This window comes from Natrinema hispanicum (assembly GCF_004217335.1).
GTDB lineage: Archaea > Halobacteriota > Halobacteria > Halobacteriales > Natrialbaceae > Natrinema > Natrinema hispanicum.
In genome coordinates, this window is sequence record NZ_SHMP01000005.1 from 186,032 (window position 1) to 207,688 (window position 21,657).

Sequence of the window (21,657 nt, forward strand, 5' to 3'; positions counted from 1 at the left end):
GAGCGCATCAGGTCTGCCAAGCGAGCGAGAGTGTCGTATCGGATTCGATCCAGGCCGCATCGTTATTTGTGTCGAAGATACGAACAGTACCGTCGTCTGTCTCTGTTGCGGCACATCGGGCGGGTTCGGACGGTGCTTCCGACATAGTATGGTAGCGACAGATGAGAACTAGCCACATACGATATAGGTCTTGTGTCTTGCCGGCGTGCCACGAGCAGAGAACACAGTCGTAGACTGACTGAAACAGGTGCTGGACGAAAACTGACTGAAATCCCGCCGGGGTCGGCCGAAAGCGCCTCGACCGGCGATCAGCGCCGATTCGATGACTATTCGGCCGGTTTCTCGCGTGCGGGACCCCGTTGGTGGAGTTCGATTCCGACATCGTCCGGCTCGAGGACGTCTGGTAGTTCCTCGTCTCGATCACCGGTGATGTCGGCAAGGATCTCCCGGATATAGGCGTTGAACAGTTCGGGATGTTCGCTCATCGGGAAGTGGCCGATCTCGGCGAGTTCGATCGCGGTCGCACCCTCGCCGATTCCCGCGGCGGTCTGGCGGCCGTCTTCCGGCGTCGTCAGGTAGTCGTACTCGCCGTTGGCAATATAGAGCGGACACTCGTCGGCGTTGACTTGATCGAGTTTGTCGCGGTAGTCGTGATCGACGGAGTAGTAGTAGAGATCGCCTTTGAACACCCCCGTCGCGCCCTGTTCGTAGAGGTACATCGTCTCGCGCTTGGTCTGTTCGGGACTCTGAGGAGCCATCAGCCCCCAACACGAGTAGGCATTGACCTCCGTCGTGTTCACTTCGGGATGGTCGAGCCAGTCGATGTAGAACCCTGGACTGTGCGCACCGCACTCGAGGCCGATCAGCGCTCGGAATCGCTCGGGATACCAGTCAGCTAACTCGAGTGCGATGTTGCCGCCCATACTCGAGCCCATGTAGATGGGATCCTCGAGCTCAAGGGCATCGGCGAGGTTGACGAGCGTCTCGGTAAACTTCTCAGCGGTCATCGTGTAGTCGTCGGTCCACCATTTCTGGGTCGTCGGTGGCACTGACTTCCCGTGATAGGGGAGGTCGTGGGCGATGACGCGGAACTCCTCGGTGATCTGCTCGTCGGTCAGGAGATGACGCCACTCCTGACAGTTGTTGCCGGCCGTGTGCTGGCAGAGCAACGGAATACCGTCTTCGGGGCCGTTCTCCTCGAAATAGATCCGGTGGTTGACGCCCTCGACCTCGGTGTGGACGTACGATCCACTGATCGGTTCGACATCGCCTGGCTGGTAGGTCGTCGACATGTTAGCTCCCTCCGTCGTTGTGTGCGACCCGCATCAGATCGAGCGTTCGCTGGAACGCGCGGAGATGCTGGAAGATTTTCTTGTTGTTGCCGGTCAACTGGAGGTGGCCATCCTCGTTGCGAACCGCTGTCCGATAGTGCGACGCGATGATTTCGTGGTTGAACGCGGGTGGTGTCTCCTGGACGAACTCCTCCCAGGCCTCTCGATCGCCCTCGACGCCGAACGACCACTGGTTGTTCATTGTCGGATTCGGCACGAGCTGTTTGATCTCGCCGCCGTCCATCTCGAGGAGGACGCGCTCGTCACTGATCTCGACGTAGAAGTTTTCGGAGAACTTGTCGTGGCCTCGCACTTTCATTTCCGGGTCGCTGTTGACGGTCTCTTTGTACGACTCCCACCACTCGTGGGTGCCAAGTTCTGTATCGTTCATCGAAACCACATGGCTCGTTCGCCGAACGACTCGAAGTAGCTCACACAATAATTCCCAACACATTCGCCCTAAATACAACCTCGGATATCGATAGACGGCCTATCGAACTCCATCACACGGCTCTGGTCGTCGCGGTCGACAGCCCGATCGCCATCCCAAATCGACCGTCAGTGTCTTCACCGTCCGCTTAGATATGAGTACTGATGACAGTCGACACTGTCGGCCGGTTCGAGCGCGCACTCGAGGGACTCGAAGTGGGGTTCGAGCGCGTTCCGGCCGCCGACGCGAGCGAACGGATCGAGATGATCGTCGAGGAGCCAGCTGTCGGCGCGCCGCTGCCGTTCGAGGGTGTCACGCTCCCCGAATCGGTGACGACGGAGCCGACGAGTGCCGACTTCGAGGCCGCCCGAACGGGCGTGACGCCGGTCGGCTTTGCGATCGCGGAGTATGGTACCGTCGCCGTCGAGTCGACGGCCGACGGCGCAGAAGCGATCAGCCTCTATCCGGATCGCCACGTCGCGGTCGTCGCAGAAAGCGACGTAGTCCCGGACCTGAGCGCCGGCTTCGACCGTCTCGCCGACGGCTTCGCGGCGGGTCAGGACAGCGTCGTCTTCGCGACCGGTCGGAGCGCGACCGCGGACATGGGCGATCTCGTCCATGGCGTCCACGGCCCCGGTGACGTCGACGTGATCGTCGTGGAGGACCGCTAAGATGGCTCAGCGAACCAAGTCGCAGCAGGCCGACCACATCCGGCACCTGCTCGAGACCGAAGGCGACGCCGTCCACGCGAAAGCGAGTTCGTTCCACGCACAGCGGGGAGAGGCGTACGATGCGGCTGACGATCTCGAGGCGCTGCGATCCGAGGCGCGGGCGATCAAGGAAGACGCCATCGACCGGCTTCCCGATTTAATCGACACCGTCAGGGACGCGGTCGAAGCAAACGGCGGCACCGTCTACGTCGCCGACGACGCGGCGGATGCGAACGCGTACGTCGCCGATGTCGTCGACACCCAGACCGAAGAACACGGGATCGCTGGCGATGGCGACACCCCGTCGGTCGTCAAATCGAAGTCCATGACGACCGAGGAGATCGATCTCAACGACGCGCTCGCAGCTGCGGGAATCGAGGTCACCGAGACCGACCTCGGCGAGTGGGTACTGCAGGTTGCGGACGATACGCCCTCACACATCGTCGGGCCGGCGATGCACCTCGAGCGCGCGGAGATCGCCGAGTTGTTCAACGAGCGATTCGATCCCGACGAGCCGTTGGAAACAGCCGAAGAACTCACCCAGTTTGCCCGCGACTATCTCGCCGATCACATCCAGGAGGCCGACGTGGGAATCACCGGCGCGAACTTCGTCGTCGCAGACAGTGGGACGATCACCCTCGTCACGAACGAGGGCAACGCGCGCAAGTGTGCGGTCACGCCCGACACTCATGTCGCGATCGCAGGCGTCGAGAAGCTGATTCCGACGCTGTCGGACCTCGAGCCGTTCGTCGACCTCATCGCCAAGAGCGCGACGGGCCAGTCGATCGCACAGTACGTGACGATGCTCTCGCCGCCGACCGACTCGCCGACGCTGGACTTCGACGACCCCGAGGAGCCGATCACGGCCGGCGATGAAGAGCAGACGGACCGTGACTTCCATCTCGTCTTGCTGGACAACGGCCGCATGGACATGCGCGAGGACGACCAGCTCCGGGAAACGCTGTATTGCATTCGGTGTGGGGCCTGTTCGAACTCGTGTGTGAACTTCCAGTCCGTTGGCGGCCACGGCTTCGGCGGCGAGACCTACTCCGGCGGAATCGCAACCGGCTGGGAGGCCGGCGTCCACAGTCAGGAGTCGGCCGCAGAGTTCAACGACCTCTGTACCGGCTGTTCGCGCTGTGTCGACGCCTGCCCGGTCAAGATCGACATCCCGTGGATCAACACCGTCGTCCGGGATCGGATCAACCGCAACGAGGAACCGGCGGCCACCGACTTCCTCGTCGACGGTCTCACACCCGACATGGAAGACGGTGGGATCGACCTCGGCAAGCGCTTTTTCGGCAACATCGGCACAGTCGCGAAAGCCGCAAGCGTGACCGCACCGCTCTCGAACTGGCTGGCCGACGCCGATCCCATCCGCGGGCTGCTCGAGCGCACCCTCGGGATCGACCGGCGGCGCGAGCTGCCCGCGTTCCAGCGCGAATCGCTCGTCGACTGGTTCGAGAAGCGAGGTGGCAAAGCCGCCTCGAGTCGACGAGCGTCTCGGGCCAATGAAGCAGATATCGACCGCGAGGTCGTCCTCTATCCCGACATCTACACGAACTACGTCGACGTCGACCGTGGAAAAGCCGCCGTCCGAACGCTCGAGGCGCTGGGCATCCCAGTGTGCGTTCCGGACCTGCCCGAAAGCGGCCGCGCGGCGCTTTCCCAGGGGATGGTCGCGACCGCAGACCGGCAGGCCAGCCGGCTCTACGCTGCGCTGGCTGAGGACCTCGATGCCGGCCGAGATGTCGTCGTCGTCGAACCCTCTGATCTGGCAGCCATGCACCGCGAGTACGAGCGGCTGCTGCCCGAGCGGTCGTTCGAGCGCCTGCGCGACAATAGTTACGAGATCTGTGAGTACGTCTACGGACTGCTCGAGAACGGGGCAGACCCGTCGGCGCTGTCGACCGGCAACGGCGCGGAACCGGTCGCCTACCACTCCCACTGCCAGCAGCGCACGCTCGATCTCGAGGCACCGACGGTCGCCGTCCTCGAGCGCTGTGGCTACGCGCCCGACACCTCGAGTGCCGAGTGCTGTGGGATGGCTGGTTCCTTCGGCTACAAACGCGAGTACTACGAACTCAGTGTGGATGTCGGCGAGCGACTGGCCCAACAGGTCGCCGGTGCCAAAACGGTCGTCGCGTCTGGCACGTCGTGTGGCGACCAACTCGAGGGATTGCTCGAGCGGGACGTGCCACATCCGATCGAGTTGCTGGCACCCGGCTCTCGGCTGTAGCGGCCGCCGGTACGGCCGTTTGAGTGAGTTGTAGCACTCACCGCGTCGGCACTGTCCACCGGCGAACACCCGAACACAGCTACGCCACTCACACGGAGACCACGAGCTCCGCACTGACTAGAGAAGGGGTCTCAGAGAGGCCGAAAGAGGCTATTCAGAACGCGGGATTGCGTCGTTATTCCTCGAACAGCTCGTCGACCGCTTGCCGAGCCGTGAGCGCGGCATCGTCGGCGACCTGTTCGGGATCGGCCTCGCCGTCGTCCTCGGGCACGTTGAGGTAGACGTCGACCTCGAGGACGCCGTCTTCGAACGTCACGGTGACGTCGAGATCGCGAACGGCCGACTGTTTGTACTGCGAGAAGACGTAGCCTTCCGCAGCGTCCGACGCCGTCTGGACGACGTCGTCGGCCGTCGGCTCGTCAGTCGGCATTTATGCGCCGCCAGCGCCGGGACCGCCAGCTGGGCTCGGACCGCCGCCCATGCCGCCGCCGAGCAGTTCTTCGAGCTCGTCCTGCAGGCTCTCGAACTGGTCCTGTACGCGGTCTTCCTGCTTCTCGAGGGTCTCGAGGCGGAGCTCGAGCGAGTCGACCTTGTCCTCTAAGTCTTCCTCTGCCTGGTCGTAGTCAGTCTCGACGAGCAGTTCGCCGACGCTGCGGTACATGGTCGTCTCCTCGTCGATGTTCTCGAGTTCGTCGAGGGCGTTCTGGGCCTCGGTGAGACCGGTTTCCGCTTCCTGTTTCTGGACGGCGACTTGCTGTGCCGTCTCCTGCAGATCCTGTAGCTGTTCGATTTTCTCCTGTGCTTCCGGCGGCAGGTTTCCTTGCATACCTCGACCCTCGCCCTCCGGACTGATAAAGCCAAGCTTTGTGCTTCGTCCAGATCGAGTCCGCCCCGTTTTTGATTCCCGACCGGGCTCACTCCGGTCTCCAGTCCGAGCCACGTCACGGTCTGGGCCACCATTCATACGGGCTGCTGTCCCGATGTGCCGGTGGGGCCGCAGTGCGGGTCGCGGGTGTACCGGAACTGACTGACGGGAGTCCGCTCCGGTGGGTTGAAAGTGACGATAAAGGACTGCAGGTCTGCCAGTATCGATCGCGAACGAGTCGCTATCTACTGATTGGACTCGAGAACGCCCAACCCAGCGTCGGCAGTCCGTTCGGCGACATCGACCAGCGAAAACCAGGTGTTCAACGCGGCGCGTAAGGCGATCACATCGTCGGCATCGATCTCGATGCAAACGCGAGCGCCGTCCCGCTTGAGGGTCGTCCGCGAGCGGTCGTCGTCGATCTCGCCGATTTCGCGGGCGACGCTTGCGGCGACGAGTTCGGCACGCGCGGTGCTCTCGTAGTCGAACTCGAGGGTCGCGTCGTGAGAAGACACGCTGGCGCGTTACTGGACGTCGACTTCTTTGACGTCGCGGCTGCGTTCTTTCAGGAGCACGCGGTGGCCGCAGTAGGGACAGCGGACGCCACCGTACTCGTCGAGCTGGACGTCGCGTTTACAGCGAGAGCATTTGTAACTCATACGGGACCTAAAGGGGGTGTTAGTCGTCGTCCTCGGAGAGGGCAGCGCGGATGGAGCGCTGGACGGTGCGGCCGGCGGGGGTTTCCGGGCGGTAGGCACCGCCGGTGAAGACCTCGCCAGTTTCCTCGTTCTTCCAGATACCAGTGCCGACGCGGGTGACGTCGTCGCCGTCGACTTCGGCGTTTTGCATGTCGTCTTCGATCTCGCTGACGCGACGTCGTGCGACGCGGCCGTAGCGGGCACCGAAGCGGCCAGCGCTACCGACCTGTCCTTTCTTGGCCATAGTAGTGCTCTCTATCGCCAGCGGATTCTTAAACCTGTTGAGTCGCGTCGATTCGCGAACGCGATCGACGCCGATCACGACCCACTGAGCCGCTGGGCGACCGGCCACGCCAGCAGTTCCACCAGAATGAGCGCGAGTGCAGCGAGATAGCCGGCCGCCGCAAGCGGCGTCGTGAACAGTCCCGATCCGATACTCGGTACCGCAAGCAGTGTGCGAACGGCGAGGCCACTGACCGCCAGCAGCGGGATCAGCGTGAGGACGGCGTCCGGTCGCTCGACCATGGCTAATTATATCTAATTACAGCCGTCCGGTTAAGGCTCGGACAACCAGCAGGAAGTGTCACTTCCATTGGGTACTGACAGTATTTGCGCCCGCCGATACTGTGCGTGACACACCTCTTTGAGACTCGCTGACGGCACCTATCCACCTGTTTCGCGTCTCGTTACCGCTGCAGAATGACGATCAAGCAAACGGTGACAATGTATTATGGGTTCCGTCGTGGACAGCGTACCCATGCGGCGACGACGCTATCTCGCCGCCGGGGGCGGTCTGGCGGCGACGCTTACGGGGAGTGTGGAAGCGATCGAACGAGAGGTCGCGAGGCGGCGTGCCGTTCAGGACGACGGCACCACCGGGGTTCGAATCGTCGAGACGAACGCGCCCGTCGAAGGTGGATCGCTGCTCGAGGTGAGCGTAGCGGTCGAAAACACAGGTACGGCGGCAGTACGGGCAACAGTCGAGAGTTTTTACGAGGGCGAACATCGATCGACCGTCGAAACGACGGTTGGTCCCGGTGAAACCGAGACGATCGACTACTTCAGTTATCGTACCTATCCCGTCAGCCAGGACGAGACGGTCACGATTCGGTTCGAGACCGACGACGACACGGCTGAACGCACTGTCGACGTCCTCGCCGTCGAGGAATTGGACACCGCACAGCTATCACCGGACCCGGAGCTGACGGTACAGCCGGGGACGACGGTGCTCTTCGAGGTCGAATCCGACGCACTTGGGGAGTACGGTGGGCGAACACAGTGGTTCGTCGATGGCGAGTACGTCGGTTGGTCGATGGGACCTTGGTTTAGCACGTACTACGGCCATCGGGGAGCCGACTACTGGCAGACGACGTTCGACTCGGCAGGCACCTACGAGGTCGCTGCTGCCGTCGGCGACGAGAACCCCCGTCGAGCGACGTGGACGATCACCGTGGCGGAAACCGGGACCGCAGCGCCGACCATCGAGGGCAGGCGGCCGGCCGACGAGTCACTCGCGGTGACCACCGACGAATCGATCGAACTCGAACTGGATGTCGCACATCCCGACGGCGCGCTCGACCGCGTCGTCTGGTGGCTCGGCCACGCGGATGTCATCCTCGGTGAGACAGCGGTGAGCGGGAGCGAAGACACCGCGACGCTCACGCTCGAGAGCGGCTGCCACGGCTGTCCGATCATCACCTGGGTAATCAGTGAGGATGGAACGATCACGTCCGAACGGCCGTGGGTGATCGACGATGTCGGTGAAACCGACGCGGACCTGGCCGTGTCGATCACCGAAACGAACGATCCCGTCGACGCCGGCGAGGTGCTCGAGGTCACGGCGACGGTCGAGAACACGACCGACACCGAAATAACACAGGACGTCGATCTGATCGTCGGCCACGATCCCGAACTCGTCGACAGCCAGTCGGTAACGGTCGGCGGGGGCGAGTCCGAAACGATCGATCTCGAGTTCGAAACGGCGGTCGTCCGGCGAACCCAGACGTTCCCCGCGCGGGTCGAAACCGAAGACAGCGCCGATGAACGGACGGTCGAAGTGATCGGCACCGAGGATATCGGACTGGACGTGACGATCGTGGAGACCAACGCACCGGTCCAGACGGGCGAGTTTCTCGAGGTGACTGCCGAGTTCGAGAACAGCCACACCACGGGCCTTACGCGAGCGGTGCAGTTGATCGTCGGTCACGATCCGACGGTGGTCGATACGGCGGTGGTTTCGCTCGAGTCTGGCGAATCCGAGACGGTCACGATGGGGTACGAGACCGCAGTCATCAGGAATGCTCAAGAGTTCCCGGCCCGGATCGAAACCGAGAGTGATTCGGACGAGGTTCCTGTCTTCGTCTACGTCGACGAGCCGCCGCTGGCAGTGACGAACATCGAGACGAACGATCCGGTCACGACCGGCGATGTCCTCGAGGTGACCGCAACACTCGAGAACACTGCCGAGTCGGAGACGACCCAGGAAATCGAACTGATCGTCGGTCACGATCCCGAACTCGTCGATTCCCAGTCGGTGACGGTCGCCGGCGGCGAGACCGAGACGGTCGGTCTCGAATTCGAAACGGCGCTCGTCCGGCGAACTCAGACGTTTCCCGTACGGGTCGAAAGCGACGACGACGCGGCCGTCCGCGACGTCGAGGTGATCGGCACAGACGATGTCGATGTAACCGTGACGATCACCGGGACGAACGATCCCGTCGACGCTGGCGACGTCCTCGAGGTGACCGCCGAAGTCGAGAACGCGAGCGAGGTCACCGTGACGCAGGATCTCGAGTTCGTCGTCGGCCACGATCCAACCGTCGTGGATACCGCGTCGATACGGCTCGAACCGGGTGCCCGTGAGACGGTCACGATGGCGTTCGAAACGGCACTCGTGGAAAACGACCAAGAGTTCCCGGTTCGCGTCGAGAGCGCCGTTGCCTCGGACGAACGGACGGTCCTCGTCTACGGTACCGATGACAGGGACTTCGAGATCGAATTCGTCGACTGCACGCAGGCGACCGTCTCCGGAACGTTCGAAGACGGCGATGATCTGACCGTCGAGACGCTCTTCGTCGACTCGGTAGGCGTCGGCAACGCCCATCCGGGGCTCACGATCGGCGACGCGATCGATGCCCCGTTTTCCGGGACGATTCGGCTCCAGATCAGCGATAACGAAGGGGTCCTCGAGCGGACTGACGACGAGGTCATCGTCGGACTCCGAGACGACGGCTTCGGCTCGACTATCGGGACCGTCTTCCTCAACTGGTTCGAATCGGATGAGCGCCGCGAAAGCAACCCAAACGACTGCATCGACGAACGCCGGCCCGAGCGGCCGATGATCGCACTCGAGGACGTCACGCCCGCAGAAGGCGACAGCTACACAGTTACGTTCGGCTACGAGAACCCGAACGATCTCGAACTCGTTGGCGGCGCGTTCGTCGCGGGAACAACTGGGGCCGAACCGCCCGCGCTCGAGCCCGGTACCCACTCGTTCGCCGTCGAGTGGACGCCCCAAACCAACGACGAGCGACTCGTCTGGGAGATCGACCTCGAGCACTATCTCTACGACGAGACGCTCCGGGCCGAGACGGAGCCAGCCGGCGAGTATCGAGATTCGGAGCCCGCGTTTTCGGTCGCCATCCTCGAGACGACAGCTCCCGTGGTGGCCGGTGAGACACTCGAGGTGACCGCCGAGGTGACGAACGTCGGCACCGAAGCCGGCGAGACTAACGTGTCCCTGGATATCGGCCAGCAACAGGGCGTCGACACCCAATCTGTGTCACTCGCTGCCGACGAGACGGTATCAGTCACGCTGACGTATGCGACGACCTCGACGGATGTCGGTGACCGCACCGCAACCGTGCGCACCGACGATGACACTGCGTCGACCCAGCTCACGGTGACTGAGCCCGAAACGGCTGGCGAATCGCCCGATAGCACTCCCGACGAGCAACCGGAAGAGCCTGACGCAGAGGAACCAGAACCGCCAGAAGAGCCCGACGCTCCCCAGGAACCGGGACCACCGGAAGAGCCTGACTCGCCCGAGGAACCAGGATCACCGGAAGAGCAAGACAGTCCCGAAGAATCAGAGCCGCCGGAGGAACCTGTCCCCTCCGAGGAACCGGAATCGCCCGACTCACCCGGAGACGAACAGACAGAAGACACCCTGGAGGAACCGGTTGATGGGCAGCCGGATAATCAATCAGTCGAATCGGTCGAAGAATAGCTACTGAAACTCCGCGTCAGCGAGCACGTCGTTCAAATCCGCCCGGATCCGCTCGCCCATCTCCCGATCTCGAGCGGTCGTCACGACGCGATTTTCCTGGACGCTCGAGCCGTCCCGGAGCAACATTCGAACGTTGCCGCCATTGTCGGCGCGGGTGACCTTCGCGCGCATGCCAGACTGAGAGCCTTTGCCGCCGGCATCGATGGGCCCCGGAATGACCTTCTTGACGTGGGGATGGCCTGCGACGGCGTGGATCGCCTCCATCCCCGTCCGGCCGCCGATGAGCGTTGTGTGGCTGCCGCCGATCTTCTCGGCCGGCGGCGTCTCGACGACGTCGAGTGCGCGATTGCCACGGCGCTCGAGGACGGCTTCGACGGGATCGTCGTCGTCGACGCGGTAGAACGGATAGTGGATGCGCTCGCGGACGGCCCGGATAACGTCCCGTGTGCCTCCGGCGTAGACCTCCTCGGGGCGCTTCCGGCGGATTTCGTCGCCGATCAGGCCCGCAAAGTTCCGGAGTTCGATCGGCTCGTTCTCGCCGTCCTCCGGCGTCGTCGTGATCGTCGTCTTCCCGAGGATCTGCTCGTCGGGGTCTCGGGAATCGTCCCCGTGTGTCTCGTCGTCACCCGCGAGCATCGTGATGGTCGCTCTGTCACGTGCCGCCTCGAGGACGATCGCCTCGGTGTTGGCATCCCGGCAGACCAGACAGTAGTCGCCAGGTTTCTCGAGCGGCGACGCACAGTGACGACACTCCATAGTCGTCTCTTGACACTGATCGTGTAAAACAGCCGTGTTTCCTCGCCGGCGGTCGCGGCGCTACAGGATGCGATCGATGATCGTCCGAACGGCCTCGGTATCGACGACGTCGTAGGGGATACGAAGCGGCGAGATCGAGACCTGACCGGCGAGGACGGCGTGGCGGTCGGTGTCTTCGGGATCGGGAATGTCTCGATTGGACATCTGCTGCCAGAGTTTGTTCGTGAGCTGGAAGTTGCCATCGTCGACTGTCGCGTCCATCTCGTAGACCCGAGTCGGGCGCGTAATCGCATAGCCGTTCGGCTCGAGACCCGGACGGGGAACGTTGACATTCAGGTAGTCGACGCGGTCGAACAGGCCGGTCCCGGGTGCACCGTCGACGATCGTGGCGGTGATCTCGGCGGCGCGCTCGAAATCGGTCGGCTCGAGCTCCCCGTCATAGCCGAGCGTGTCCATCGAGACGGCGATCGACGGCGTCTCGAGGAACGCCGCCTCCATTGCGGCGCTGACTGTCCCCGACCGGGAGAAGACGTAGGCACCCAGATTCGCACCGGAGTTACAGCCCGAGACGACGATATCGGGGTCGGGCTCTACGGCATTGACACCGACGATGGCACAGTCACAGGGGGTACCGTCGACCGCGTAGCCGAGTTCGTGGTCGGTGTGGGGCACCGGTGAGGTAAAGGAATCCGCTTCTAGATCCAGCGAAAGGTCGTCGGGCGAGGATCGCGTCCGGCCATATGAGAGCGAGCGGCCGACAGCGCTGCGGTTCCGGTCGGGCGCGACGACGGTGACCGTACCGACCGACTGGAGCGCGTCGTACAGTGCCCGGATGCCGGGTGCGTCGATCCCGTCGTCGTTCGTCAGGAGAATGTGGGGGTCAGAATCCAGTTCCATTGCCGTATACACCGTCTAGCGGTCGATGTACCTATCAGTTCGGTTCGTCAGTGCGGCGTCCGCTACGAGGCCGTATCGACCGTATTCGAGAGTTTTGCCCCGCAGGCCGGGCAGTACCGCGAGCCGTCGGTGACGACCGCCTCACAGTCGGGACAGGTGATCGCGCCGGTCGGGTCGGTGCCAGTCTCGAGGGGGTCGCCACAGGACGGGCAGTAGTCATCGGTCGCCGACACAACGGCCCCACATGCCGGACAGGCGTCGTCGTCTTCCCAGAGCACGCGACGCCGCGAGTTCGAGACGTAGTTGTAGGCCGCCCAGACGACGTTTCCAACGCCCAGCGAGAACCAGAACGTCAGCAGCGCGACGACGATGTGCGAGCCGACTGAGCCGAACTCTCTGTCGACCATCACGACGCGGTCGGGCGTCTCCTCCTCGATTCGCCAGCCCTGCGCGACGAGGTCGTCGATCTCTCGTTGGACGCGTTTGCTACGCATGGGTATTCGTTGGACGCGAGTAGGCAAAAGGCTGTCAGCGACCCTGCACGCGGTCGAGATCAGCCCCGGTCACCACGGTAGGTATCGCCGGAGACGAGCCAGCGTCGATGGCTCGTGGCGGACGCGTAGCGTGGTCCCGTCGGCCTCGCAGGCTGCCTCTGTCGCGGGAATTCGCTCGCCGTCCGGCAGCAGAAACGACTGCTCGCCGGCCGGTACCGTCCCGCCGCTGCTCGCGCCGAAGAGCGGCTTCGATCGCCCCGTCGGCTCCGGAACCGGCTCGCTGTACTCGATTTCGTACATCGGTTGCCCGTCTTCGGTCGTCTTCCGCCAATCGACGATCTCGCGGGTCTCGTCCGTGCCGATCATGTGCGAGTCTACTCGCACCGCCGTCTAAACGCTTCGGCGACCGTCTCGAGATGCGTCGCTGCCGGGTACAACAGCGTTAGCCGAGGTCGACCGGATCGACTTTCAGGTACTCCCGGGAGACGACCGTCGCGTACGATCCCTTGGGGAGTGCAAACGAGAGCGTCAGCGGGTCGGTCTCGAGCGACAAGTCCGTCCGCAGGAGGATCGCCCGCCGGGTGCCCGTCGAGTGGAACTCGCCGGGAAGGTCGAAATCCGCCGGCTCGAGGCCGAGGTCGTCGAGGACGGCGCGTTCGATCTCGCCTTGCTCGCCGTCGGCCAACTCCGTCTCGGTGCCGACCAGCGGTGCGGTGACGAACGCCCGGCCACGCTCGCAGTGGCGCGTCACCGAGTCGACGCGGCGCTCGTCGACGCGCTGGAGTCGGTCGGGGTCGGGCAATTCGAGGCCCTCGGGAGCGTCGGTATCGGAAAAGCAGACCACATCGCCGTCGACGGGGCGATCGAACGGCAGGCCGCGCTCGAGCCGCTTGGAGAGCATCAGGTTGAACGCGTACGACTGGGCTGCGTGGACGAACAGCCGCTGGAGGTTCGAGGGCACGCGCTCGAGGGCGGTCCGGAACTCGTCGGGACCGGGCTCGCCATCGTACTCGGCGAGCGCGTGGATCATCGAGCGTTCGTACCGGAGCCGGTGGGGAACTCGCTCGAGTGCTTCCTGCCAGTCGCGCGTTTCCTCGACGAAGGCTCTGGCTTCCTGGGTCGACTCCGGTTCTGCGTCCGTCGGGTTCCCGAGGTAGGCCATCACTGCGCCTTCCCAGTCGCCGCGAGCGATCGCGAGGCCGACCTCGTGGGTGACCGGCCGACGGCTGCCAAAGCGCTGCTGGCCGAAGAAGTTGGGGACGCCGATCGAGGTCGCCTCGTCGCTCCCTTGGTCCTCGAGCCCACCGAACGCGTGCAGTTCGTCGGTGATCGCGGCGGCGTTGTCGGGTCGGTCGGGATCGCTGACGACGAGTTCGAAGGCGTTGCCCGCAAGGTCGCCGAACTCGAGGTTTCGTCCGGCCCGCCCCAGTACCTCGATCTCGGCCCCATTGATATCGGGGATGTCCGCGGGGTCAGCACCGTAGACCGAAAACAGCTGTGTGGTGACGGCGTACTTGTCTTTCGTCCCGGCCCAGTTGACGCGTTCGCGAGAGATCCCGAGCGCATCGGAGACCCGCGACGCGAAGTCGTTCGTATCCCAACCCTGCAGCGTCGCCCGGAAGACGAGATGCGGGTAGGCGTCCATCGAGGCGTCGACGGGTTCGGTGTCGAAGCGCTCGAGTTCGCGCACCCGGAAATGTTCGTCGTCCTCGCGAAGGCGGCCGCCGACGCCGTCGGTATCGCTAACGTAGTGGTCCATACCGACGGCCTGCTCGGTGGGATGGGCTGGGCGCATGCTGGTTGCCGGGGCTTGGTGTGCGGAGCCTAAATCGGTTCGTTCTCGCGGCGGCCGACTAGTCCGTCCGCGGGATCGACCGCGCGCCGAGCGCGAAGGCAACGACAGCGAGTGCAGTGAGGATTCCGAGATTCGCGAGTGCCGGATCGATGCCGGCGACCGCGGGCACCTCTGTGCCCGTGTACGTCGCGGCCCGCACGCCGCGTGCGAAGTAGGTCAACGGCGAGAGATTCACGAGCGGGCCGAACCAGGCGGGCAGCTGCGACAGCGAGATGAACGTCTCCGAGAGAAAGAGCAGCGGCAGCCCGATCGCGTTGCTGGCGGCGACCGCGCCGTCTTGGGAGTCGGTGTAGCTGCCGAGCATCGCGCCGACGCCACAGAAACAGATGACGCCGATCAAGATGTACGGAATCAAAAGCGGCGAGAACGCGATTTGTGCGCCAGTCAGCAGGATCACCAGGCCGAGGATGAGCAGGCTCGCCAGTCCGATGATCGCGGCGTTGACTGCAGTCTGGGCGAGCAACCACTCCCCTCGAGTAAGGGGCGTCGTCGCGAGTTTCTCGAACCGACTGCCCTCGCGGTGGCGTGCGACCTCACTGCCCATCCGCGACAGCGGCGTAAAGAGGACGACAACGGCGAGATAGCCCGGCACGTAGTAAGCTGCCGGCTCCGTGAACAGTCCCTCTCCCGTCGGATCGGTGCGGATCAGTGCGCCGAAGATAACGATCAGGATGACCGGGAAGAAGAACGTAAAGAAGACTGCCGTCCGTCGGCGGACAAAGGATCGCCAGCCGGCGCTCGTCTCGGCTCCGACGCGTCCCATCCGGCTCATGCGGTCTCACCCGCCTGTGGGAGGTCTGTGGCTCCGCTCTCGCTCTCGAGGCGATCCGTCCGCTCGCGTTCGGTCGCGTCGGCCAGCGCGAGATAGACGTCCTCGAGATCCGGTTCGGCCCACGAGAGCTCGGTGTAGGCGATGGTATGTGTCTCGAGGTAGTCGACGACGCTCCCGATCGCGGCAGGGTCGATATCGCGGACGACGACCGCGTTGTCGGGGGTTCGGCCCCGACTGCGTTCCGGTCGGTCGACCGGATACGCGAGGTCGGCAAAGGCGTCAGGATCCGCTTCTGTCTCGATGGTGAGCCGACTCGAGCCGCCATGGTCCCGGACGAGGTCGGTGGGTGTGCCCTGGGCGACAAGCGAGCCGTCGGCGAGCAGGCCGACGCGGTCGGCGAGTCGCTCGGCTTCGGCCATGTCGTGTGTCGTGAGGACGACCGTCGTCCCGGCGTCGGCGAGATCCTCGATCAGCCGCCAGACGGTGCGCCGACCGGCGGGATCGATGCCCGTCGTCGGCTCGTCGAGAAAGAGCAGATCGGGGTCGTTGACCAGCGCGGAGCCGACGCAGGCCCGGCGCTGTTGGCCGCCCGAAAGGTCCTCGTACCAGGTGTCGCCGGCGTCGACGAGGCCGACATCCGCGAGGACGTCCTCGGGGTCGCGCGCGTCGTCGTAGAGGCCGGCGTAGTACGCGAGCAGTTCGCGAGCGCTGAGCCGGCCCGGCGGCGAGAACTCCTGTGGCAACACACCGAGCCGGTCGCGATCGACGGCTGCTGGCGATGCGCCGAGGATTCGCGCGCTACCGTCGTCGGGTTCGGTCGTCCCCGTCAGCGCGCGGACGAGTGTCGTCTTCCCGGCCCCGTTCGGCCCGATCAGTGCGAAGACCTCGCCGCGTGCAACCGACAGCGAGGCCCGTGACAGGGCGACGGTCTCGCCGTAGGTCTTCTCGAGATCCGTTGCTTCGACTACGGCTTCCATAGGGGTCGGTTCCCACGCATCGCGGGTAAGGGGTTCGATTCGGCCGGCCGCGGGGGTCGGCGCGAGCGACGCGAGTACGAACCGCGCTCTTGCCGTCGCAGGCTCAACCGTTACCGGCCGGACTGTGGTACTGCCTCGAGAATGCCCCAGCTCGGATACACCCTCTCGAGCGAAGAGTTCGGCCCGACGGAACTGGTCGACATCGCCCGTCGCGCCGAGAAGGCTGGCTTCGATTTCGTCTCGATCTCGGATCACTTCCACCCGTGGGTCTCCGCACAGGGGGAATCGCCGTTCGTCTGGTCGACACTCGGCGCAATTGCGACGGTGACCGACGAAATCGAGGTCGGCGTCGGCGTCACCTGTCCGACGACCCGCATCCATCCGGTCAACGTCGCCCACGCCGTCGCGACCATCGACGAGATGCTCGGCGACCGCTTTACGTTCGGCGTCGGCACCGGCGAGAACCTAAACGAGCACGTCACCGGCGAGCGCTGGCCCGAACACGCCGTCCGCCTCGCGAAACTCGACGAAGCGATGGACGTCATGCGGAAGTTGTGGACGGGCGGGACGACGAGCCATCACGGCACCCACTACACTGTCGAGAACGCCCGACTCTACACCGTCCCCGACGACCAGCCGACGGTGATCGGGAGCGCGTTCGGGTCGCAGACGGCCCGGTGGGTCGCCGACAACGCGGACGGGCTCTGGTGTTCCGGCCCGAAATCGGAGCCAGTCGAGGCCTACGAGGATGCGGGCGGCGACGGGCCGAAATACACCCAGTTACACGGCTGCTATGCCGACAGCGAGGACGAGGCGATCGACACGATCTACGAGCAGTGGCCCAACGGCTCGATTCCGGGCGAACTCGGCCAGGAGCTGTCGACGCCGGCCCACTTCGAGCAGGCAGCGCAGTTGGTCGAGCGAGAAGACATCGCTGAGAGCGGGACGACGACCGAACCGGACCCGCAGGCCCATATCGACAGCATCGAGGCGGCGATCGATACCGGCTACGACCACGTGTACTACCACCAGATCGGCCCGGAGCAAGCGACGGCACTCGAGTTCTACGAGGAGGAGGTGTTACCGTCGTTCTAGGTTGCAACCGCGACGAACTGGTTGATCGCCTCGTCGCTGCCCGCGACGATCAGCGTATCGTCCTCTCGGATGATAAACTCCGGCCCGAGATCGGTCAGCAACTCGTCGCCGCGTTCGGCCGCGACGACGGTACACCCTGTCCGCGCCCGTAGATCGACGTCTCCGAGGCTTCGGCCGACGAGTTCCGGTGCGGCCGTCCGGACGAGCTCGAACTGCGTCTCCGGCGTGAGGACCTCTTCGTCTTCGATCAGCACTGACGCGAGCATCCGGCCGGTCACCGTCGACAGCGAGAGGACGTACTCCGCACCGGCCCGGTAGAACTTCGGAATGTTCTCGGTTTCGTTCGCTCGGACGATGATCTCGATACTGGGCGCGATCTGTTTGATGACCAGCGTGGCATAGATCGACGCTGCATCGTCGTCGAGGGTCAGCACGACCGAGCGGCCGTCGGTGACACCCGCCGTCTCGAGGACCGGTTCGTCGGTGACGCTCCCAACGATATCGACACCGTCGGCGTCGACGGTATCGATCGTGAACGTGGTGATGCCCTCATCGGCTAGCGTTTCCACCGCGGCTTGGCCGACGACGCCGTAGCCGCCGACGACCACGCGTTCCGGGCGGCGCTGCAGGGTCGACACCGTTCGCGATTTCAGTTCCGTGAGGTCGTCACGACGGCCCGCGACGAGCAAGATCGTGTTGTCGTCGATCACGTCGTCGGGGCCGGGAACGGGGACGAACTCGCCGTTGAACCACGCGCCGATGACAGTGATCCCCATGCGATCGCGAATGCCCGACTCCGGTATCGTCTGGCCGACGAGGTCGCTGTGTGCCTGAACGAGCAGCTCGGTCACCGTAAAGTCCTCGCTGAGTTCGATCGTGTCTCGAAGCTCGGTTGAGACTGCCGTCGTCGCCTTCGTTGCGAGGCTCTGGCCGAGTACCCGTCGCGGGCGGACGATCTCGTCGGCTCCAGCGTAGCGGTGGTAGCTCGCGACGTCCGCGTCCTCGACGACGCTGACGATCGTTAACTCGCTCGAGAGTTCCCGAGCGGTGAGGATCACCATCGCGTTGGTCTCGTCGTCGATGTCGGTGACGAGCGCCCGGGCGTCGGTGGCGTTTGCCGCACGAAGCGTCTCTGCCTGATCGAGTTCGCCGTAGATGGCGTCGATGCCGTCGCGATCGAGTTCGACGACGAGTTCGGGATCGTCGTCGATGAAGACGTAGGGAACGTTCGCCGCCTCGAGTTCCTCTGCGAGCACGTCCGATCGCGGCGTGTACGAGCAGATGACGACGTGATCGGTGAGGTCGGTGGACTCAGGCGGCCGGTCCTCGAGCGCCTGCTGGAACAGCGGGACGACGAGCAGCGGCAGTGCAAGGAAGACGAGCAAGACGCCAGTGAGGTTCATCGCGATCACCATCAGGTTCGTCGGGGCGCTCTGCCAGTCGGCCGAATCGCCGCCGAAGCCGGCGGTCGTCAACGCTTCGATCACGAACTGGAGTGCCTCGAAGTACGACATGTTCACCCCCTCGAAGGCGGCCATTCCGGCCTGATAGATGCCGGCATAGACGAACACGAGGGCGAAAACAGCCACCAGTGAGAGCGCGATCCGACGCCACCAGTAATTCATCATCGGTTAGGTGTCCGTCGAGCAGTTTGTAGCTTCGGAAACACTGCCCTTGAGCGGCTCGCGACCGGCCTGCTGGCGCGCGATCACCGCTTCCAAACCCGTTTTAGCGGTCGCCGCCGAACCCGCTTCCATGGAGTATACCACGCTCGGCAACACGGGCACGACCGTCTCGAAACTCTGCTTCGGCACCTGGCGCTTCGGTCGCGAGACCGGTGGCGTCGTCGAAACAGGCCGCGATGAGGCCCACGACCTTCTCGACGCCGCCTGGGACCACGGGATCAACTTCATCGATACGGCCAACGTCTACGGCGATCCCGACGGCACCAGCGAGGAGTGGATCGGCGAGTGGCTCGCAGACCACGACCGCGAGGACTTCGTCATCGCCTCGAAAGTCTACTTCCCCTTCGATGGCTGGGGCGAACCCGGGCCGAACGACTCCGGACTCGGACGCAAGCACATCCGCGCCCAGATCGAGGGCACCTTAGAGCGACTGGGGACCGACTACCTCGATCTGTACTACATCCACCGCTGGGACGACGACACACCGATCGAAGAGACCCTGCGGACGCTCACCGACCTCGTTCGCGAGGGGAAAGTCAACTATCTGGGGGCCTCGAGCATGGCCGCCTGGAAGCTCACCAAGGCGCTGTGGGAAAGCGACGTGGAGGGCCTCGAGCGGTTCGACGTGACCCAGCCGATGTTCAACGCGGCCAATACGGACGACGTCGGCGACTACCTCGATGTCTGTGCGGACCAGGATCTCGCGGTCTGTCCGTACTCGCCGCTTGCCGGTGGCTTCCTCACCGGCAAATACGAGCGCGCTGAGGACGGCACCGTCGTCGCGCCGGACGGCTCGCGAGCCAGCCTCACCGACCTGTTCGAGGATCGCTATACGAGCGACACTGCCTGGGAGGTCCTCGAGGCCGTCGAGTCCGTCGCGGACGACCTCGACGCCACGCCCGCACAGGTCTCCCTGCGATGGCTAATGGACCAGGATCGATTCACCTGCGTGCCGATCGTCGGCGCACGCACCCCGGCCCAACTCGAAGAGAACGTCGGCGCGGTCGACCTCGAGTTGAGCGACGAGCAGTTCGCCCGGATCGACGACGCGCGTGGTGGGGACGACGACGGCTATCGCTAAGTGTCGACGGGTTGTCCCTCCGCCAAACAAGATTCGATTCTGCGTCTGCATACGAGGGACGGCACCAGTACGCGGCTCCCGTCACCTGACGTCGAACCGGCGATCCGTCTTCGACGGACAGGGGTCGGTGTCAGTCTCTCATCGAGGACGAGGCGGGTGCTGTCTCGGAGCCGTTCGCCGTCGTCGATCCGAACCGCGGGCGGAGCACGCGCCAGACGACGCTCGGACGGAGGAGACTGGTTGCCGACCGCTCCAGTCGGAACACGCGGAAGAACGCCTCGGTGAGGTTGCCGTCGTCGTGGGCCCGCCGGAGGAGGCGAGCGACGTACGTATTGAAGAGATCGGTCCCGAACGGCTTCGGTCCCGTCGTCTCATCGAACATGAAATCCTTTCCCACAGCGATCTTCCACGCCTCGTCGATGATTTCGTCCGTCCGGCGGAAGAATCGCGACCCAAGGCCCTCGAACCCGGCTTCGAGTTCGTGATGCAACGCGAGTGCGTCCAGTGTGGCGACCGACATCCCCTGTCCGTAGATCGGATTGAAGCTGGCGAGAGCGTCGCCCGTGACGACCAACCCCTTCGGGAACCGGTCGAGGGAAGCGTAGTGTCGCCGGATGCTGGATGGAAACGGATACCGCGACGTCCCAGAGACCCACTCCTGTTCGCGGAGCCGACGACCGATTTCGTCCCGCGGTAACGTCTCGGCCCACTCGAGGACCGTCTCGCGGTCGGCCGGGGCCTGTTCGCCGTGAATCCCCTGCAGGATCACCTCCCACTGATCGTCCTCGATTGGGAGCATCGCCGCACCGCGTGGCCGATGGGGCTCCGGTGCGACGAGCACGCCACCCCGGACCGCCGGCGGTCGGTCGATCCGGACGGTGCTGTAGGTGACGTCGATCTCGACCGCGTCGACATCGGGCACCGGATACCCGTGCGCCTCGAGCCACGTCGGGGTTCGACTCTGTCGGCCGGTCGCGTCGACCACGAGCGGTGCCTCGAGAGTGGTCTCTTGCCCGTTCTCGTCGCGGAATCGTACTCCCGTCACCCGTTCCGTCTCGGTGTCGTGTTCGTAGCCGAGGACGCGACACCCGCCGCGTAACTGGACCTCGTCGAACTCCCGGACCCGCTCGCGGATGACGTGCTCGAACAGGGGCCGGCTCGCATAGAGGGCAGGCAGTTCGGCAGTCGCCTCCGCGACGGCCCCTCCCTGCTCGTACCATACGAAGTCTTTGCTCATATCGAGCTGCAGCCCGCCGGCGGACTGAATCGCGTTCCCGAATCCCGGAAAGAAGTCCTCGAGTGTCGTCCGCCCGGCCTCGAGCATCGCGTGTGGCTGGCTCGTCTGTGGTGCCCCCTCGCGGGCCACTGGCGTGTTGGGAATCTCGTCGCGCTCGAGGACCACTACTTCGGCAAACGAATCGCGGAGAACCCGTGCCGCACAGAGTCCCGCCACGCTCCCGCCGACGACGACTGCCCGCTGACCGATGGATGGTGCTCGCCGCTCGTCGTATCGTGCGATGTTGGCCAGCGTCATTCCTCGTACC

23 protein-coding genes are annotated in these 21,657 nt (G+C 64.4%); 5 read left to right on the forward strand and 18 right to left on the reverse strand.

What is annotated here, in order from left to right; all coding sequences use genetic code 11:
* Positions 1–7: 7 nt before the first annotated feature.
* Genes BDK88_RS22540 through BDK88_RS13040 form a run of 3 tightly spaced genes read right to left on the reverse strand, consistent with a single transcriptional unit; the run spans position 8 to position 1,722 of the window.
* On the reverse strand, positions 8–382 hold the full coding sequence (locus tag BDK88_RS22540; RefSeq protein WP_449406706.1) for a DUF7331 family protein: 375 nt from the start codon (positions 380–382) through the stop codon (positions 8–10).
* A complete protein-coding gene (locus BDK88_RS13035) occupies positions 327–1,292 on the reverse strand; it encodes an alpha/beta fold hydrolase (protein ID WP_092928865.1) in 966 nt (321 codons plus the stop codon). The genes BDK88_RS22540 and BDK88_RS13035 overlap by 56 nt, the downstream gene beginning before the upstream one ends.
* 1 nt (position 1,293) lies before the next feature.
* Positions 1,294–1,722, reverse strand: coding sequence for a hypothetical protein (locus BDK88_RS13040; RefSeq protein WP_130500796.1), 429 nt, complete (start codon positions 1,720–1,722; stop codon positions 1,294–1,296).
* 203 nt (positions 1,723–1,925) lie between these two features.
* On the opposite strand from BDK88_RS13040, the gene BDK88_RS13045 reads away from it, so the two are divergent.
* Complete coding sequence (locus BDK88_RS13045) at positions 1,926–2,432, forward strand: LUD domain-containing protein (RefSeq protein ID WP_130500797.1); 507 nt, start codon at positions 1,926–1,928, stop codon at positions 2,430–2,432.
* A 1-nt stretch (position 2,433) separates the two neighbouring features.
* A complete protein-coding gene (locus BDK88_RS13050; protein WP_130500798.1) occupies positions 2,434–4,710 on the forward strand; it encodes an LUD domain-containing protein in 2,277 nt (758 codons plus the stop codon).
* Positions 4,711–4,885: 175 nt separating this feature from the next.
* On the opposite strand, the gene BDK88_RS13055 is transcribed toward BDK88_RS13050, so the two are convergent.
* The 6 genes from BDK88_RS13055 to BDK88_RS13080 form a co-directional block, all read right to left on the reverse strand.
* A complete protein-coding gene (locus BDK88_RS13055; RefSeq protein WP_130500799.1) occupies positions 4,886–5,140 on the reverse strand; it encodes a DUF3194 domain-containing protein in 255 nt (84 codons plus the stop codon).
* Entirely contained in the window at positions 5,141–5,536 is a 396-nt protein-coding gene (locus BDK88_RS13060) for a prefoldin subunit beta (RefSeq protein WP_008009632.1), read from the reverse strand.
* 284 nt (positions 5,537–5,820) lie between these two features.
* Positions 5,821–6,090 carry a KEOPS complex subunit Pcc1 gene (locus tag BDK88_RS13065; RefSeq protein WP_130500800.1) on the reverse strand — a complete coding sequence of 90 codons (270 nt, stop codon included), beginning with the start codon at positions 6,088–6,090 and terminating at the stop codon, positions 5,821–5,823.
* Between the two features lie 9 nt (positions 6,091–6,099).
* A complete protein-coding gene (locus tag BDK88_RS13070; RefSeq protein WP_006181151.1) occupies positions 6,100–6,234 on the reverse strand; it encodes a DNA-directed RNA polymerase subunit P in 135 nt (44 codons plus the stop codon).
* Between the two features lie 19 nt (positions 6,235–6,253).
* Complete coding sequence (locus tag BDK88_RS13075) at positions 6,254–6,517, reverse strand: eL43 family ribosomal protein (protein ID WP_092928881.1); 264 nt, start codon at positions 6,515–6,517, stop codon at positions 6,254–6,256.
* Between the two features lie 74 nt (positions 6,518–6,591).
* A complete protein-coding gene (locus BDK88_RS13080) occupies positions 6,592–6,798 on the reverse strand; it encodes a hypothetical protein (protein WP_130500801.1) in 207 nt (68 codons plus the stop codon).
* 232 nt (positions 6,799–7,030) lie between these two features.
* Between BDK88_RS13080 and BDK88_RS13085 the strand changes: the two genes are divergently transcribed.
* Positions 7,031–10,501 (forward strand): CARDB domain-containing protein, encoded by a 3,471-nt coding sequence (locus BDK88_RS13085; protein ID WP_130500802.1) that lies wholly within the window; start codon positions 7,031–7,033, stop codon positions 10,499–10,501.
* Here BDK88_RS13085 and BDK88_RS13090 read toward each other — a convergent pair whose 3' ends face one another.
* The 7 genes from BDK88_RS13090 to BDK88_RS13120 all read right to left on the reverse strand — a co-directional run bounded on the left by BDK88_RS13090 (position 10,502) and on the right by BDK88_RS13120 (position 16,252).
* Positions 10,502–11,257, reverse strand: coding sequence for a DUF2103 domain-containing protein (locus BDK88_RS13090; RefSeq protein ID WP_130500803.1), 756 nt, complete (start codon positions 11,255–11,257; stop codon positions 10,502–10,504).
* 60 nt (positions 11,258–11,317) lie between these two features.
* Complete coding sequence (surE, locus tag BDK88_RS13095) at positions 11,318–12,154, reverse strand: 5'/3'-nucleotidase SurE (RefSeq protein WP_130500804.1); 837 nt, start codon at positions 12,152–12,154, stop codon at positions 11,318–11,320.
* Between the two features lie 62 nt (positions 12,155–12,216).
* The gene (locus BDK88_RS13100; RefSeq protein WP_130500805.1) at positions 12,217–12,648 is read right to left on the reverse strand and encodes a zinc ribbon domain-containing protein; all 432 of its coding nucleotides are present in this window, start codon (positions 12,646–12,648) and stop codon (positions 12,217–12,219) included.
* A 69-nt stretch (positions 12,649–12,717) separates the two neighbouring features.
* Positions 12,718–13,014 (reverse strand): hypothetical protein, encoded by a 297-nt coding sequence (locus BDK88_RS13105; protein ID WP_130500806.1) that lies wholly within the window; start codon positions 13,012–13,014, stop codon positions 12,718–12,720.
* A 76-nt stretch (positions 13,015–13,090) separates the two neighbouring features.
* On the reverse strand, positions 13,091–14,443 hold the full coding sequence (truD, locus tag BDK88_RS13110) for a tRNA pseudouridine(13) synthase TruD (protein ID WP_130500807.1): 1,353 nt from the start codon (positions 14,441–14,443) through the stop codon (positions 13,091–13,093).
* A 58-nt stretch (positions 14,444–14,501) separates the two neighbouring features.
* Entirely contained in the window at positions 14,502–15,275 is a 774-nt protein-coding gene (locus tag BDK88_RS13115) for an ABC transporter permease (protein WP_130500808.1), read from the reverse strand.
* Positions 15,272–16,252 (reverse strand): ABC transporter ATP-binding protein, encoded by a 981-nt coding sequence (locus BDK88_RS13120; protein ID WP_130500809.1) that lies wholly within the window; start codon positions 16,250–16,252, stop codon positions 15,272–15,274. The genes BDK88_RS13115 and BDK88_RS13120 overlap by 4 nt, the downstream gene beginning before the upstream one ends.
* A 141-nt stretch (positions 16,253–16,393) precedes the next feature.
* On the opposite strand from BDK88_RS13120, the gene BDK88_RS13125 reads away from it, so the two are divergent.
* Positions 16,394–17,347, forward strand: a complete 954-nt coding sequence (locus BDK88_RS13125; protein ID WP_130500810.1) for a TIGR03557 family F420-dependent LLM class oxidoreductase — start codon at positions 16,394–16,396, stop codon at positions 17,345–17,347.
* Here the strand turns inward: BDK88_RS13125 and BDK88_RS13130 are convergent.
* Complete coding sequence (locus BDK88_RS13130; RefSeq protein WP_130500811.1) at positions 17,344–18,972, reverse strand: potassium channel family protein; 1,629 nt, start codon at positions 18,970–18,972, stop codon at positions 17,344–17,346. The genes BDK88_RS13125 and BDK88_RS13130 overlap by 4 nt on opposite strands.
* 130 nt (positions 18,973–19,102) lie before the next feature.
* Here BDK88_RS13130 and BDK88_RS13135 point away from each other — a divergent pair, with 130 nt between their 5' ends.
* Positions 19,103–20,113, forward strand: a complete 1,011-nt coding sequence (locus BDK88_RS13135; RefSeq protein ID WP_130500812.1) for an aldo/keto reductase — start codon at positions 19,103–19,105, stop codon at positions 20,111–20,113.
* Between the two features lie 130 nt (positions 20,114–20,243).
* On the opposite strand, the gene BDK88_RS13140 is transcribed toward BDK88_RS13135, so the two are convergent.
* The gene (locus BDK88_RS13140) at positions 20,244–21,647 is read right to left on the reverse strand and encodes an FAD-dependent oxidoreductase (protein ID WP_130500813.1); all 1,404 of its coding nucleotides are present in this window, start codon (positions 21,645–21,647) and stop codon (positions 20,244–20,246) included.
* Between the last annotated feature and the right edge of the window lie 10 nt (positions 21,648–21,657).